The sequence below is a fragment of the Haloarcula salina genome (genome assembly GCF_010119195.1).
Lineage (GTDB): Archaea > Halobacteriota > Halobacteria > Halobacteriales > Haloarculaceae > Haloarcula > Haloarcula salina.
The window spans coordinates 295,966-311,697 of the sequence record NZ_WRXL01000003.1; the positions used below are offsets into that span (position 1 = coordinate 295,966).

The window sequence follows — 15,732 nt, forward strand, 5'->3', positions numbered from 1 at the left end:
AGGTCCCTGTCTCGGAGGCGGTCGCCGCTCCGCGTGCTGCGACGCGACCTCCCGGACGCGCCGGTCAGGTGAACTTCCGAACGGTCATGTCCAGCGTGTCGAGGTCGAGGATGGGAGCGAACCCGGCGTCGGGATCGATGTTGACGCTCTTCTGGAAGTCGGTCTGGGCCTGCCAGCAGCCGGAGTTGAGCGCGAGGACGTTGTGGTACTCGCCCCAGCCGATCTTGTGGACGTGACCGGTGTGGAACACGTCGGGGACCTCCTCCATGACGAGGTAGTCGCGGTCCTCCGGAGCCAGTCGGGTGTGGCCACCGTACTGGGGAGCGACGTGACGCTTCTTCAGAAGCTGGTACATCGCCTTGTGCGGCTCGTCGTAGTTCGCCTCCTCGTCGGGGAGCTCGGCGATGACCTCGTCCAGCGAGACGCCGTGGTACATCAGTACGGTGACGCCCTCGACGGTGATCAGGGCGGGGTTCGAGTGGACTTGCGCGTCGTGGGCAGTCATGATGTCCCGCAGTTCCTCGTCGAACCCGGGCTGGGGCTCGGCCAGCCGGACGGCGTCGTGGTTGCCCGGAATCATCCGAATCTCCATGTCACCGGGCACCTCCTTCAGGTACTCCGAGAAGGCCTCGTACTGGTCGTAGATGTCGATGATGTCCAGTTCCTTGTCCTGCTCGGGGTAGACGCCGACGCCCTCCACCATGTCGCCGGCGATGAGCAGGTACTCGACGTGTTCGGCTTCAGGGGTGTGGAGCCAGTCGGTGAAGCGGCGCCAGGCGTCCTCCATGAACTCCTGGCTCCCGACGTGCACGTCGGAGATGAGCGCCGCCTGGACGTGTCGGTCTGCCGTCGAGGGCTTGTGGGTTCGGGGAACGTCCGGGAAGTGCAGCGAGTCGACGAAGAGGATGCCGGCGTCGTCGGCCAGCGTCCCCTCGACGGCGATGACCTCGTCCATGAGTAACTGCTGGACGAGGTCCGCGATGGGGCGGTCTTTCATCACGAGACACGGGAACGTCCCGTTCGTGTCTTCGAGTTCGACCAGCCAGTGGCCGCTGGCCGTCGAGCGGATGTCCGAGACCATGCCGATGAGGGCGGCCTCGCTGCCGCCGGCCATGCTCTCGATGGCGTCGGTCGGTCGATGGTTCACCCGCCCTCGGAGCTTGCTCGCCAATTTCTCGTAGCGGTCGCGAAACACCGTGACGAAGTCCGAGTACTCGCCGGTCCCGGTCGACTGACCGGTCATGTCGTTCGCGACTTCGATGGCGCGAAGGGAGGTGTCGACGTCCCGAGACCCCTCCGTTTCGTGTGGAACGGTCCCACCCTCGACGGCCGACGAGCCCGGGGTCGTTCCAGTCGAAACAGAGGGGTCGTGGTCGGCCGATGCGGCCGCGTCAGCCTGAGACGCCGGCGTCGAGCCGGATTCGGCTTTCGGGTCGCTCCGCGCCGTTTCTGTTGCTTCGATAACAGAATCGACGTGGTCCGTCGTCAGCTTCAGCGCGTCGTCGGGGACGGTTTCGAGTGCGCGGTCCAGCGTCGCCGCGGGGTCCGGCGCGTCGGCGATGCGTGTCACCGCCTCCCGTTCGGCGTTGTAGCCGCGGCTCGCGAGTTCGCTGACGATGCGTGCCGGCGTCTCCAGAGGCACGTTCGACACTCCGCGTCCGCGGGCAAAAGGATAGCGGACCGCCGCCCGACACAAGATTGATGCCGCGGTGTCGGCAACGCGAGGTACGGATGGGCCCCGACACGTCGACGGACGGCACGCCGACAGAGTCCGAGCAGCGAGGGCCCGAAACTGACGCCGCCCCGTGGGCGGTGTACCTGCGAGACGTCGGCACGAGCGTCGGCGCCGTCGTGCTGGTCGGCCTCTTCCTCTTCGCCGTCAGCGGGGTGTGGCCACCGCTCGTCGCCATCGAGAGCGGGAGCATGGAGCCACACATCGACACCGGTGACATGGTGTTCATCATGGACGAAGAGCGGTTCCCCGGCCCCGACGCCCGCCACGGCGTCGTCACCGCCGAGCGCGGTTCCGGGACCGGGTATCGGACTTTCGAGCGGTCCGGCGACGTCATCGTCTTCGAGCCGAACGGGAACGAGCGGCGGACGCCGGTCATCCACCGCGCGATGTTCTGGGTCGAGGACGGCGAGAACTGGTACGACAGAGCGGACGACGACGCCGTCGGGAGCGCCGACAGCTGTCGGGACCTGCGGAACTGCCCGGCCCCGCACAGCGGCTTCGTCACCAAGGGAGATCACAACGGGGCGTACGACCAGGTGACGGGGACCAGCACCGTCGTCCGCCCGACGTGGGTCGTCGGGACCGGCGTCGTCAGGATTCCCCGCCTCGGCTTCGTTCGGCTGTGGCCGACCGCCGGCGACGAGCTGTCGGCGGCCGTCGCCGCCGACGCTCCGGACATCGGAGCGGCGAGCGGACGCGAGCCGACGGGCGGAAGTTCCAACGTGACAACAGAAGGTTGATTGGCGGCCTCCGAGTACTCGCGATAGGAATGGCCGGTCGAGACCGTCGGTCGTCGGACGAGGACGACGAGCCGGGTGGGATCGTGTACGTGACCGACGTCGTCAGCAGCGCCGGCTCGGTGCTGCTCGTGGGAATCCTGCTGTTCGCCGTCAGCGGGGTGTGGCCCCCGCTCGTCGCCATCGAGAGCCCGAGCATGGACCCGCACATCAAGGAGGGGGACCTCGTGTTCGTGATGGAGGAAGCGCGCTTCTCCGGGCCCGGTGCCCACCACGGCGTCGTCACGGCCGCGAGCGACGGCGGGTACACGAAGTTCCAGCGCACCGGCGACGTGATCGTGTACAAGCCCGACGGGAACGGCGACCAGACGCCGATCATCCATCGGGCGATGCTCTGGGTCGAGGACGGCGAGAACTGGTACGACCGCGCCGATCCGGCGTACATCGGGGGCGCGGACAACTGCGAGCAACTGACCTCCTGTCCGGCGGAGTACTCCGGGTTCATCACCAAGGGCGACAACAACGGGGCCTACGACCAGGTCGGATCGAACCCCATCAGCGACCCGGTCAAGCCCGATTGGGTCATAGGCACCGCGGAGCTACGGGTCCCACTGCTGGGGCAGATTCGACTCCAGTGGAGCGAGGCCAGGGCGACGACGCGGCCGGAGATCGGTAGAAACCAGACGAACGCCACCGGAGCGAACGTGACGGCCCCGGCGTGACGACCGGCCACGCGAGCCCGGACGGACTCAGTTGTCGAAGCGGGCCTGCACGAACGGCTGGACGTCCTCGATGTCCCCGAGCCGCGAGTCAGAGAGGAGTACGGCCTCCGTCTCCTCCGTGGGCACGGACAGCGAGATTTCCTTCGTCCGGCCGTAGCGCCCCTTCGAGACGACGACGGCGTTGACGATGCCGAGCATGTCCAGTTCGGAGATGAGGTCGGTGACGCGGCGCTGTGTCAGGATGTCGGCGTCGATCTCCTCACAGAGGTTCTTGTAGATGTTGAACACCTCGCCGGTGTTGATGTTGCGGACGCCGTTTTTCTCCAGGAGGATGATCGCGAACAGGACGATCTTCGACTGGGTGGGGAGGGTGCGTACGACCTCCACGACGCGGTCGAGTTCGATCTTCTCCTGGGCCTGCCTGACGTGGTCTTCGAGGACGTTGTCCGTCTGGTCGCGCTCGGCCAGCTCCCCCGCGGTCCGGAGGAGGTCGAGCGCGCGACGGGCGTCGCCGTGTTCCTGGGCGGCGAAGGCCGCACACAGCGGAATCACGTCCTCGGTGAGCGCGTCGTCTTTGAACGCCACGTCCGAGCGCGCCTGGAGGATGTCCCGGAGCTGATTCGCGTCGTAGGGCGGGAAGACGATCTCCTCCTCGCCGAGGCTCGACTTGACCCGCGGGTCGAGGAAGTCGGTGAACTTCAGGTCGTTCGAGATGCCCATGATCGACACGCGGGAGTTCTCCAGTTCGGAGTTCATCCGCGAGAGGTTGTACAGCGTGTCGTCGCCGCTCTTCTCGACGAGCTTGTCGATCTCGTCGAGCATGATGACGACCACGCGCTCGTGGTAGTCGACGGCGTCGAAAAACGAGCTGTAGACGCGGTCGGTCGGCCACCCGGTCATGGGGACCTCCTCGAACTCCGCCTTGTCGGCCTCAAGAGACTCGATCTCCGCGTCGAGCGCATCCAGCGAGCCGTACGTGGTCTCGTCGAGGGCGTCCGCGTCTTCGCGTGCGCGCGACCGGAGGTCGTCGAGGTCGTCGATGCGGTCGTCGATGAGCGCCGCGTTCTTGTCGATGAACTTGTTTGCGAGCTGGGCCAGCACGCGGTACTGGGTGTCCGTCACCTCGCAGTTGATGTACTCGACCTCGCAGGGGACCTCGTACTTCTGTGAAGTGGTCTCCAGTTCCTCGCTGACGAACTTCGCGCTCGCCGTCTTACCGGTCCCGGTCTTCCCGTAGATGAGGATGTTCGACGGCGTGTCACCGCGCAACGCGGTGACGAGAATCGTCGCCATGTTGTTGATCTGCTCCTCGCGGTGGGGCAGTTTGTGCGGCGTATACGACGGGCGGAGCACCTCCTTGTTCTCGAAGATCGGCTCGCCTTCGAGGAGGTCGTCGAAGAGCCCGCGCGAAGCCTCGTCCGAGGAGTCGTCGTTTCCGGTGTCGAGGCTGTCGAGGATCACGTCGTCGAGGTCGGACGACCCCGACGGCGGACTGTCGTCTCGAGGTCGGTCCCCGTCGACGGCGTTCGACGTGTCGTCCGTCGACGAGTCGGGCGTCGGATCCGTATCGTCGCTTGCGTCGGTCATAATCGAGAGGGTACCCCTTCGTTTCGAGTGGAGAGCGCATCGGAGATTGCGATAGAGAGGGCGAAGAGGCCGTCAACGCTGTCGTTAGCAGGAATCGCCGCTCTCCGGCGTCCAGTTGAACCACATGAACCGTTCCGTGATTAGATATTAAGTATTTCGGTCCAACAACTGCGATGCCGACGTGCGCCCCGTTACCGGTGGATTCAGCTGTATAGTTTCTCTTCGAGATGCTGTTTTTTATCTGAAATATATAGACGGGCTGGGAAGGGTACGGTCGTTGTTTCCGGCCTCATCGAATCGCAGGAAGAAGTGATCGTGGACGATGTGGTTTCGGATGCTAGTCGGTGAGATTCGACTGGCCGAGGTGCGTTGATCGGCCGTCGACGGGAAATGGTGGGGAGGTCGGCGTGCCGAGGTGGACGTTTCGCCTCGAACGTGTTGGCCGCGGCGTGAGGCAGGCTGCACTCAGATTACTCGGGGGATTAGACCAGTAAACGGGACGTTATCGGGTCGACCCCCCCACCCCCTCGTTTCGGGTGGAACGGCTAAGAGGAGTGGGGGGAGGGGGTGGCAACGAGACTATTCTAGCTGGAAGAGGAAAGATTTAATATACAATATATTAAACCAAATCCGCACTAGAAAGAGAGAAGATATAAAGAGTGTATCTAGGGCCTGTTTCTAGTGGAAGACCCCTCCTAGCTTAGAAATCCGACCGTTGCCTTCGCGCAAGAATACGCCTCACTTCCGTCGTAATCCGCCTCGGTCCGCCCTCCCCCCGGAGGGGATTCCGGTTCCACCTGAAACGAGGGGGTGGGGGGCATTCTCCCTCCCCACCGAATCCGAGCCGCCCTTGCTCGGCGGACCGATATCCGTCCGGATTCGCACCTCTGTCTCTCACCTCAGACGAGGACCCCGACGTTCTGTGTCGTTCCACCCGAACCGATCCCTCCGGACACTCGTCAGCGAACATATGTTTGTCTGACGTAGGCTTAAGTAAATTCGCCTATCTTTTACGGGCAGAGCCGCCATACCGGACACCTCCGGGCGGCGGGAGGATAGGATGGGACTGCTTACAAACCTAAAAGATAGCATTTCACGTGCAGCATCGACGCTGTTCTCCGAGGAAGATCCGAAGCGGATCGGCATCTACGGCCCGCCGAACGCCGGCAAGACGACCCTCGCGAACCGGATCGCCCGGGACTGGACCGGCGACGCCGTCGGACCGGAGAGCCACGTGCCCCACGAGACGCGCCGCGCGCGTCGAAAGGAGAACGTCGAAATCGAACGCGACGGGAAGAAAGTCACAATCGACATCGTCGACACGCCCGGCGTGACGACGAAGGTCGACTACACCGAGTTCCTGGAACACGACATGGAGAAAGACGACGCCGTCCGTCGCTCCCGCGAGGCCACGGAGGGCGTCGCCGAGGCGATGCACTGGCTCCGCGAGGACGTCGACGGCGTCATCTACGTCTTAGACTCCGCGACCGACCCGTTCACGCAGGTCAACACGATGCTCATCGGCATCATCGAGAGCCAGGACCTCCCGGTGTTGATCCTCGCGAACAAGATCGACTTGGAGGAGTCGTCGGTCCAGCGCATCCGAAACGCCTACCCGCAACACGAGACCATCCCGCTGTCCGCGCTGGAAGGGGACAACATGGACGAGGTATACGACAAGATCGCGGAGTACTTCGGGTGATCTAGATGGCAGAAGTCAAAGACCCAGACGACGGCGTCCAGATCGACCTCATCAGCGGCGAGCGGATGGACGGTCTCGCCTCGATGGAGAAGATACGGATGATCCTCGACGGCGTCCGTGACGGGAACATCGTCATCCTCGAAGAAGGGCTCTCGCCCGACGAGGAGTCCCGGCTCATCGAAGTGACAATGACCGAGATCAGTCCCGACGAGTTCAACGGCATCGAGATCGAGACCTATCCCAAGTCCCAGACCGCCGATGCAAGCATCCTCGACCGCCTGATGGGCAAGCAGTCGACCCAGAAGCTGACCGTCATCGGACCGGCGAACCAGATCGAGACGCTCCACAAGGACGAAACGCTCATCAGCGCCCTCGTCTCCCGGAAATAATGCCCCACCAGTGCACGAACTGCGGCCGTGGCTTCGACGACGGCTCGAAGGAGATGCTCTCGGGCTGTCCCGACTGCGGCGGGAACAAGTTCCAGTTTCAGCCCGAGGGCGTCGACGCCACCGAGACGCCGGACGCGGAGCCACCGGAACCACCGGGTCCCGACAGCTCGGTCGCTCGGACCGTCGGAAAGACCGCCGCCTCGGTTCGCGACTTCGTCAGCGGGTCGTCCTCGACGGACGCGCCCGACTCGCGGTCCAGCGGCGCGCCCGCCGGTGAGCGGCCCCAATCCGAGCCCGAGCGCCCGTCTTCGACCACCGAGGACGCCGCGCAGGCGAGCGCGCGCGGCGACGTGGTCGAACCCGACGAACTCCCCTCGGCCGCGCCCGAACCGTCGGACGACGAGCACCAGTTCCGCCCCGTCGGCGCGGACCCGGACCCGCCGGAGGAGCCCGAGCGCGACGACCGCCCGGACCTCCAGGAACTTCGCGAGGAACTCAACGACCAGTTCGAGTCGATCAAGGTGCTCGAACCCGGGCAGTACGAACTGAACCTGATGGAACTGTACGACCGCGAGGAGTACATCATCGCGCTCCAGGAGGACGGCCGGTACTCCATCCAGGTCCCCGACCCCATCCAGTCCGAGTGAGGACGGGTCCGCCTCCCGCCGTTTCGCGTGCACTCGATACGGTACCAGACTTCCCTGAACACGTCGTAGACTGCCCAGCGACCGCTTTCCGCCTACCACCGGCACAACCATTATATAATATGCCAGAGATGCTTCCGATAACGCATGGGCCACCGAGAACTCTCGGCATCGGACTCACACCTCGAAGAGTGGGCGTCGCTCCTCGGGACCGACATCGACACCGGGTGTGACGGTTCCGACGCGGACTTGCTCGACGAGCAGGACGAGCGCGCCTGAGCGCGACGGATGCGCCCGGCCTCGCCAGTGGGCGATACGGAGCCTGCCGTCGCGAACGTAGCGTGCGAGACGACGGGTTCGGTCGTTACCATCCCGTCGCGTTCGAACGTGGTTCGCGCGCGCCGCCTTGGAAAAAGGACCGAACGGGCGTCGTCCGGTTACGCGATCTTGTCGTACTGCTCGGAGAGCTTCTCGGCCGCCTCGCTCATCAGTTCCTGCTCGTAGTCGTCGAGGTCCCACTCGACGATCTCCTCGACGCCGTCGCTGCCGAGTCGGACCGGGACGCCGAAGGCGGTGTCCTCGTGGCCGAACTCGCCCTGGAGTTTGACCGACGCCGGCAGCACCTCGCCGGTGTCGCGGACGATGGCCTCGACCATGTGGGCGACGCCGCGGGCGGGACCCCACTCGGTCGCGCCCTTGCGCTCGATGACGTCCATGGCGGACTCCTGGAGGTCGCCCAGCAGCTGTTCCTTCTCGTCGTCGCTGAACTCGGGGTCGGTCCCGTCGACGCGGACCTTCGAGAACACGGGGACCTGCGCGTCGCCGTGCTCGCCGAGGATGGTCCCCTCGACGTTCTGGACCGGGGAGTCGAACTCCTCGCTCAGCACGTAGCGGAAGCGCGCCGAGTCGAGGCGGCCGCCGAAGCCGATGACCTGCTCGCGCGAGCGGTCGCCGGCCTCGTAGAGGTGGCGGTTGAGCAGGTCGACGGGGTTCGAAGTGGTCAGCGAGATGTAGTCGTCGTTGTGCTCGTCCAGCGAGGACTGGATGTCCTCCATGATGGGCGCGTTGTCGCCGGCGAGGTCGATTCGCGTCTGTCCGGGCTGGCGCGGGATGCCGGCCGTGATGACGACCACGTCGGAGCCGGCGGTGTCCTCGTAGCCGCCCTGCCGGACCGTCGTGTTGGAGTCGTAGGCGATCCCGTGGTTCGTGTCCGCGGCCTGTCCCACCGTGTCGTCTTCCTTGTCCGGGATGTCGACGAAGACGACTTCGTCGGCGATGTCTCGGAGTGCGATGTTGTACCCTGCGGCAGCGCCGACCGTTCCGGCCGCGCCGACTACGCTTACCTTTGTCATACCATTCGAAAGCCCACTCGCACGGACGTTAAACGTGTCGAAACCCCTGTTCCACGGCGAGGAACGTGGCCGACGCGCTCGCCCCTTACTCGCCCGTCCCGTACCCGAAAACGGTTTTCAGCCCCGCGGCGTTGTGACGGGTATGAGCGACTTCGACAAGGAAGCCGAACGAGAGAAACTCCGCGAGAAGTTCGAGAAGGAAGACGAGAAGCGCCAGACGACCGAGCAGATGAGCGAGCTCCTGTTGAAGGGCGCGACGATGACCAACGCCCACTGCAGCGACTGCGGCGACCCCATCTTCCGCTACGACGGCCAGGAGTTCTGCCCGACCTGCCAGAAGCCCGTCGCGCGCGAGGACGCGGCGAGCGGTGCGGACGAAGCCGACGGAACAGCCGACGCCGACGGGGCCGAGCGCGACCAGCGCGACGGCGCAGACGACGGCGACCACATCGAGGTCGCCGACCCGAGCGACGAGGCCCGCGTCCAGTTCGGCGGCGACGCCGACGGCGAGGACCAGACGACCGACGCCTCTGGTACGACCGGCGAGTCCGAGACCGCCGACGCGGCGACCGATTCGACGCCGCCCTCGGACGCGGCTCCCGAGGCTGAACGGCCCGCGCGCTCCGCCTCCGATGCCGGATCGGCCCCAGACGCATCCGAAACGGGACCGGTGACCGACGGGACTGCCGCTCCACCCGAACCGGAGGGGGGTCGGGGGGTTCGCTCCGGAGCCGCTGACGCCGCTGAATCGGGGGCGGAGCGCACCACTGGCGCGGACACCGGCCCGGACGGCCGACCCGAAACGGGCGGCGGAAACCCCCCCGTTTCCCCTCGACAGCACTGGTCGCGCGCCGGCAGCGACGACGCGGGGGCCGAACTCGACGCGGCGGCGACGCTGCTGGCACAAACGGTCCACCGGTTCGCCGAGCGCGCCGCGGCGACGGACAATCCGCGAGAGGCCCGCGAACACCTCCAGGCGGCGCGAGAAGCGGCCGAGGCGCTCGACGCGGCGACGTTCTGAGACTAGGGCTCGTAGTCGGCGGCGACGACCTCGCGGATGCGGTCGGCGGTCACCTCGCCGATGCCGGACACGTCGAGCAGGTCCTCGCGGTCGGCGGTCATCACGGCTTCCACGCTCCCGAACGCCTCGAGGAGCGTCCGCGCCGTCACCGGGCCGACCTCGGCGATAGAGGCGACGACGTACTCCTGTTGCTCGGCCAGCGTCTTGGACTGTTTCTCCCCGTGGACGCTCACCTCGCGGTCCGAGACGTCCTGTTCGCGCTCGGCGATGACCTCCAGCAAGTCGGCCGTCTCGCCCTCGTCGGCGGTGCGGACGATGCTCGCGCCGAAGTCGACCGCCAGCGAGGCGAGCGCGCCCTGGATGGCCTTGTGGTGGACGTTGCGCGCGCCGTAGAGGTCCTCGCCCTCGATGACGACCACGGGGCGGGCGTAGTGGCGAGTGGCGTCCCCGACCTGCTCGAACATCGAGCGGTCGCCGCCGGTCAGCGTGTCCATGAAGTCCGCGACGGTCTTTCGCTCGACGACGACGCGGTCCGAGAGGACGTAGTCGCCGACGGCCAGCGTCTCGAGTCGCGTTTCGATCCCCTCGCGCGTCGAGAGGTCCCGGGCGATGGTGGAGTCAAGCTCCCGCTGGTCGGCGACGATCTCGATCTCGTCGGCGTCGGTCCCCGCGCTCGCGACGGTCCCGTCGCCGTCGGCTTCCTCCGGCTCACTCGCCGCATCGCCGTCGCCAGACTCGTCTTCGCCGTCCGTCGCGGTTTTGCGAGCCGCCTCGCTCGCCCCGGCGGCCGCGTCGGCGGCGAACGCGTCGAGGCCGGCCTGCCCGTCGCCGTCCTCGCCCGACGTGTCGCCCGTCCGACCGCTTCCGTTTCGACTGGAACCCGACTCCTGTGTATGGGTTTCTCCCCCACCTGTTCCACTGGAAGCGGCCCCCGCTTCGGCGTCGGTTGCGTCGGTGTCGGTCGCCTCACCCCCGCCCTCGTACTCGTCGAGGCCGGCCTGCCCGAGCTCGGCCTCCAGTTCGCCGGCGACGCTCTTGAGTTCGTTCAGCTCGCGTTTCATCCGCTTCTGGTCGTTCCGGGCCTTCCAGAAGTACGCCTCGTCGCGGGTGTCCTCGGCGAGCAGGACGACGACGCGACCCTCGGCCTGGCGGCCGGTCCGCCCCTTGCGCTGGATGGCGCGGATCGCGGTCGGGACCGGCTCGTAGAACAGCACGAGGTCGACCTCGGGCACGTCGAGGCCCTCTTCGGCGACGGAGGTGGAGACGAGCACTTCGAACTCCCCGCCCCGGAAGCGGTCGAGGGTCTCCTGTTGCTGGCTCTGTGTCATCCCCTCGCTGCCGTCGGTGTCGCTCTGGCCGACGAACTTCTCGGTCTCGAAGTGGTTCGAGAGGAAGTCCACGAGCGTCTCGGCGGTGTCGCGGGACTCGGTGAAGACGATGACGCGCTCGCCGTTCTCGATGCCGAGCGTCTCCGCGAGCAGCATTCGGGTCTGGCGGAACTTCGGGTGGAGGTCGTCGTAGGACTCGGCCTTGCGCATCGCCTCGCGGACCTTCGGCTCGCTGACGAGGCGCTGGTCGGCCTTCGACGCGCCGGAGGAGCGGGCGGCCTCCTTCAGGCGCTCGAAGTACCGCCGCAGGGACTCGACGCTCTGGGTCTCGACGTAGGTGACGGCGGTCCGCAGCTTCCGGATCTCGGCGAGCAGGCTCATCCCCTGGTAGCCCTCGCTCTGGTCGTTGTCCATCAGCTTGCGGAGTTCGGCCTGCATCCCCTGGATCTCGCGCTCGGAGACGTCGGCGGAGGACTTGTTCGTGACGCCGAGTTCCTTCAGCTTCCCGAGGCGCTCCTCGATGACCGCGTTGATGGCGTCGCGGATCTCGACGACGAGGTCGGGCAGTTCGATGCGGTTCCACTCGACGCTCGTGTCGTGGGTGTACTCGGCCACGTCGGCGTCGTCCTCGGTCATCACGGCCACCTCGGAGAGCCCGAGGTTCTCACAGACCTCGAGGATGGCCTCCTCGTCGTCGCCGGGCGAGGCGCTCATGCCCGTCACGAGGGGATCCTCGGCGTCGGCGTGGTAGCGGTCGGCGATGTAGTTGTAGGCGTAGTCGCCGGTCGCGCGGTGGCACTCGTCGAAGGTGCAGTGGGTCACGTCCGCCATGGAGATCCGGTTGCCGACGAGGTCGTTCTCGACGACCTGCGGCGTCGCGATGACGATGCGGGCGTCCGCCCAGAGGTCGGCGCGGTCGTCGGGGCGTACCTCGCCGGTGAACACGACGACCTCCTCGGGGTCGATTTCGAGAGCCTCGCGGTAGAACTCGGCGTGTTGCTGGACCAGCGGCTTCGTCGGGGCCAGCATGAGCGACTTCCCGCCGACGGCGTGGAGGCGCTCGGCGGTCACCAGCAGCGAGACGGTCGTCTTGCCCAGCCCCGTCGGGAGACACACCAGCGTGTGGCCGGCACTCGCCGTCTCGGCCAGTTCGACCTGATAGCGGCGGTTCTCCAGGAACTCCGGGACGACGAGCGGGCGCTCGACGTGCTCGCCACCGGCGTCGGCGGTCGACATTACCCACGCGTTCGACCCGGCCGCGGTTAAGCGTTCAGATACCGCGGTGAAAGTGAAGGCGGTCGCTGAGCGGCTGATCAGAACGGGAGGTACTGGACGCCGACCCACATCGCTAGCGCGCCGAGGACCGGGATCGAGAAGTTGTCGTCGATGACGTAGCCGGCGATGCGGGGCTTGACGCCGTCGGCGAAGGTGGCCGCCGCGCCGCCGAGGACCGCCGCGGCGGTCGAGACGAACGGGGCCGCGAGCAGCGTACAGACGCCGAACATCACGAGCAGGACCCAGGCCTGCTTGACGCTGCTCGCGTCCCCGGACCCGAGGAGGCCGCTGATGGGGTCGCCGATGGCGAGCATCAGCATCGCGGGGACGGCGATGTCGGTCGTCACGCCCGGCAGCCCTACGGCGAAGGCGACGGCGGCCATCCCGACGATGTACAGCGCGTAGCCGGCGGGGTTGTCCTGCTCGTACTCGCGCGTGAGGCGGTCGTAGACGACCCAGTCGAGACCGGTCGTCAGCCGGACGGCTTCGAGGACGACGACGACCGCGAGCGCGACGGCCAGAAAGCCCCGGACGACGCGCCACGTGATCAGGTCCGGGCGGAGCAGGTGGGCGAGCGGGACCGTCGCGCCCGTGACGTGGACGAGCCGTCGTGACACCTCGTCGGCCATTTACAGGTCGTCGAAGGTGAGTTCGCCGGTGTTGAGCTGTTCGAGCGTCTCCGCCAGTCCGTCGACGGGGAGTCGCTTCTGTTCGGTCGTGTCGCGCTCGCGGACGGTCACGGTGTCGTCTTCCAGTGCCTCGTAGTCGACAGTGACGCAGTAGGGCGTGCCGACCTCGTCCTGGCGGCGGTAGCGACGGCCGATGGCCCCGGAGTCGTCGTAGGTCACCGACAGGCCGGCCGAGCGGAGGTCACCGGCGATCTCGCGGGCGAGGTCGTCCATCCCGTCCTTGTCCATCAGGGGGAAGACGCCGACCGTCGTCGGGGCCTGCTCGGGCGGGAGCGAGAGGTAGGTCCGCTCCTCGCCGTCGACCTCGTCGGTCTCGTACGCGTGCGCGAGGACCGTGTAGATGATCCGGCCCACGCCGAAGGATGGTTCGACCACGTGCGGGCGGACGTGCTCGCCGCTCTCGGTCACCTCGTCGACGCTGAAGTTCGTCTGCTCGACGGGGACCGCGTAGTCCTCGCCGTCGATTTCGACGGTCACCTCGTCTGCGTCGAAGGCGCTCGGGTCGCGCTCGGCCAGCGCTTCGAGCGCGTCGGCGACCCGCTGCGCGTCGCCGCCGAACTCCGGCCCGAGGTAGCTCATGTCGGGGTCGACGGTGGCGCGCTCGACGGTGATCGGCTCGTCGTACTGCTTGAAGACGGTGAAGTCCTCGCCGGAGTGCTCGGCGTGCTTCGAGAGGTCGTAGTCGCCGCGGTAGGCGAAGCCGGTGATCTCGATCCAGTCGCCGTCGACCTCGCTCTCGGCGTCCCAGCAGTCCGAGGCGTAGTGGGCGCGCTCGCCGGCGAGGTGCTGGCGGTACCGGAAGCGGTCCATGTCGACGCCGATGCGCTCGTACCACCGCTTGGAGACGCCGAGGTAGTAGGCGACCCAGTCGCTGGCGACGACGCCCTCGTCGACGGCCTCGCGGACGGTGAGGTCGCGCTGGCCGCCGTCGTCGGCCTGCTGCGATTCCGCGGAGTACAGCGGCAGCGTCACGTCGGCGACCTCGGCCAGCGGCGGCTCGTCCTCCTCGGGGTCGACGAAGTGCTCCAGTTCGGCCTGTGTAAACTCCCGGACGCGGACCAGCGACTTCCGCGGCGAGATCTCGTTGCGGTAGGCCTTGCCGATCTGGGCGACGCCGAAGGGGAGCTGGTTCCGGGCGTACTCCGAGAGCTGCGGGAACTCGACGAAGATGCCCTGTGCCGTCTCCGGGCGGAGGTAGCCGGGCGAGGACGAGCCGGGCCCGATGTTCGTCTCGAACATCAGATTGAAGTTCTCGACGGGCTCGCCGGCCAGCGACGCGCCACAGGAGGGACACTCGATACCGTGTTCGGCGATGAGGTCCATGACCTCCTCGTTCGGGAGCGACTCGGCCTCCTCGACGTCGGTGTTGTCCTCGACGACGTGGTCGGCGCGGTGGGTCGCGCCGCACTCGCCGCACTCGATTATCATGTCGTCGAAGCCGTCGAGGTGGCCCGACGCCTCGAAGACGGGCTCGGGCATCACGGTGGGCGCGGAGATCTCCTGGTGGCCCTCCTTGACGACGTAGCGGTCGCGCCAGGCGTCCTCGACGTTCGACTTCAGCGCGGCCCCCTGCGGGCCGTAGGTCCAGAAACCGGACGCGCCGCCGTAGGCGCTCGCAGACGGGAAGTAGAAGCCGCGGCGCTTGGCCAGCTCGGTGAGGCGCTCGCCCTCGTTCATAGGCCCTGCAGCAGGTCGATGTCCCGGACGATGCCCGTGAGCTCGTCGCCGGACAGCAGCGGGATCTGTTCGATGTCGTGCTCGATCATCAGCTGCGCCGCCTCAGCCGCCGTCCGGCGCTTGTTCACCGTCACCACGTCGCCGGTCATGAACTCGCTGACCGGCTCGACGGGGATCTCGACGTTCCGGGTCGGCATGTAGCGCCCGCCGACGGCTTTGATGCCCTCCCAGGCCCACTCGTCGTCCTGGTTGGCGATGGAGTCGCCGGTGTCGTCCTCGCCCTCGACGACGCGGGCGACCTCGATGATGTCGACCTCGGTGAGCATCCCCGTCATGTCGCCGTCGTCGTCGAGGACGACGCCGTAGGGGACGTTGGCGTGCGAGAGTTCGCGTTCGGCGACGGTCAGCGGCGTCTCGGCGTACACGCAGTTGATGTCGCGCTCCGCGAGGTCGCCGACGATGCGGTCACCGTCGACGTCGCCGTTAGCGATGGCGCGGATCACGTCCGTGATCGTGATGATGCCTTCGAGGCGGCCGTCGACGACCGGGACGCGGCGTTCTCCCTCGCCGACCATGAGCTGTGCGGCGGCTTCGATGGTCGTGTCCGCGCTGATCGTCGGCACCTCCTCGACGAGGAGGGCGAGCTGGTCCTCGTCGGGGCGCTCGATGAGCGCGTCCCGCGAGACGATCCCGCGGAACTCCTCGCCGCCCTCGGTTTCCTTTATCACCGGGACCGACGAGAAGCCCCGCTCCTGTAGATACTCCAGTACGTCGTCACGGGTGCCCGGAATCGAGACCGTGACGACCTCCGAGCGCGGCGTCATAGCGTCTGCGACGTTCATACTGCCAAAACCTCCTGCCCGCATCTACTAAG

General features: G+C 66.9%; 14 protein-coding genes. 7 read left to right on the forward strand and 7 right to left on the reverse strand.

The window, feature by feature from the left end; genetic code table 11:
- Positions 1 to 64 precede the first annotated feature (64 nt).
- Positions 65 to 1,642 (reverse strand): DNA-directed DNA polymerase II small subunit, encoded by a 1,578-nt coding sequence (locus GM656_RS09930; protein WP_162413507.1) that lies wholly within the window; start codon positions 1,640 to 1,642, stop codon positions 65 to 67.
- 89 nt (positions 1,643 to 1,731) lie between these two features.
- Between GM656_RS09930 and GM656_RS09935 the strand changes: the two genes are divergently transcribed.
- Both GM656_RS09935 and GM656_RS09940 read left to right on the forward strand, forming a co-directional pair.
- Positions 1,732 to 2,475: a S24/S26 family peptidase gene (locus GM656_RS09935; RefSeq protein WP_162413508.1), complete on the forward strand. Its 744-nt coding sequence runs from the start codon at positions 1,732 to 1,734 to the stop codon at positions 2,473 to 2,475.
- A gap of 29 nt (positions 2,476 to 2,504) precedes the next feature.
- Entirely contained in the window at positions 2,505 to 3,194 is a 690-nt protein-coding gene (locus GM656_RS09940) for a S26 family signal peptidase (RefSeq protein WP_241692745.1), read from the forward strand.
- Positions 3,195 to 3,221: 27 nt separating this feature from the next.
- On the opposite strand, the gene GM656_RS09945 is transcribed toward GM656_RS09940, so the two are convergent.
- On the reverse strand, positions 3,222 to 4,781 hold the full coding sequence (locus GM656_RS09945; RefSeq protein ID WP_162413509.1) for a Cdc6/Cdc18 family protein: 1,560 nt from the start codon (positions 4,779 to 4,781) through the stop codon (positions 3,222 to 3,224).
- 1,060 nt (positions 4,782 to 5,841) lie between these two features.
- On the opposite strand from GM656_RS09945, the gene GM656_RS09950 reads away from it, so the two are divergent.
- From GM656_RS09950 to GM656_RS19510, 4 genes are all read left to right on the forward strand, one after another.
- Entirely contained in the window at positions 5,842 to 6,483 is a 642-nt protein-coding gene (locus GM656_RS09950; protein WP_004590329.1) for an Era-like GTP-binding protein, read from the forward strand.
- Between the two features lie 5 nt (positions 6,484 to 6,488).
- The gene (locus GM656_RS09955) at positions 6,489 to 6,872 is read left to right on the forward strand and encodes a DUF2073 domain-containing protein (RefSeq protein WP_162413510.1); all 384 of its coding nucleotides are present in this window, start codon (positions 6,489 to 6,491) and stop codon (positions 6,870 to 6,872) included.
- Entirely contained in the window at positions 6,872 to 7,519 is a 648-nt protein-coding gene (locus GM656_RS09960) for an OapC/ArvC family zinc-ribbon domain-containing protein (protein ID WP_162413511.1), read from the forward strand. Before GM656_RS09955 ends, GM656_RS09960 begins: the two co-directional genes overlap by 1 nt.
- Positions 7,520 to 7,663: 144 nt before the next feature.
- Entirely contained in the window at positions 7,664 to 7,795 is a 132-nt protein-coding gene (locus GM656_RS19510) for a hypothetical protein (RefSeq protein WP_277815051.1), read from the forward strand.
- Between the two features lie 158 nt (positions 7,796 to 7,953).
- Here GM656_RS19510 and mdh read toward each other — a convergent pair whose 3' ends face one another.
- Positions 7,954 to 8,868 (reverse strand): malate dehydrogenase, encoded by a 915-nt coding sequence (gene mdh, locus GM656_RS09965; RefSeq protein WP_162413512.1) that lies wholly within the window; start codon positions 8,866 to 8,868, stop codon positions 7,954 to 7,956.
- A 142-nt stretch (positions 8,869 to 9,010) separates the two neighbouring features.
- Between mdh and GM656_RS09970 the strand changes: the two genes are divergently transcribed.
- Positions 9,011 to 9,889 carry an Sjogren's syndrome/scleroderma autoantigen 1 family protein gene (locus GM656_RS09970; RefSeq protein ID WP_162413513.1) on the forward strand — a complete coding sequence of 293 codons (879 nt, stop codon included), beginning with the start codon at positions 9,011 to 9,013 and terminating at the stop codon, positions 9,887 to 9,889.
- Between the two features lie 2 nt (positions 9,890 to 9,891).
- On the opposite strand, the gene GM656_RS09975 is transcribed toward GM656_RS09970, so the two are convergent.
- The 4 genes from GM656_RS09975 to GM656_RS09990 all read right to left on the reverse strand — a co-directional run bounded on the left by GM656_RS09975 (position 9,892) and on the right by GM656_RS09990 (position 15,700).
- A complete protein-coding gene (locus tag GM656_RS09975; RefSeq protein ID WP_162413514.1) occupies positions 9,892 to 12,453 on the reverse strand; it encodes a DEAD/DEAH box helicase in 2,562 nt (853 codons plus the stop codon).
- A gap of 77 nt (positions 12,454 to 12,530) precedes the next feature.
- Positions 12,531 to 13,121 carry a dolichol kinase gene (locus GM656_RS09980; RefSeq protein WP_162413515.1) on the reverse strand — a complete coding sequence of 197 codons (591 nt, stop codon included), beginning with the start codon at positions 13,119 to 13,121 and terminating at the stop codon, positions 12,531 to 12,533.
- The gene (gene glyS, locus GM656_RS09985; protein ID WP_162413516.1) at positions 13,122 to 14,858 is read right to left on the reverse strand and encodes a glycine--tRNA ligase; all 1,737 of its coding nucleotides are present in this window, start codon (positions 14,856 to 14,858) and stop codon (positions 13,122 to 13,124) included.
- Positions 14,855 to 15,700, reverse strand: a complete 846-nt coding sequence (locus GM656_RS09990) for a CBS domain-containing protein (RefSeq protein ID WP_162413517.1) — start codon at positions 15,698 to 15,700, stop codon at positions 14,855 to 14,857. Before GM656_RS09990 ends, glyS begins: the two co-directional genes overlap by 4 nt.
- Positions 15,701 to 15,732 lie beyond the last annotated feature (32 nt).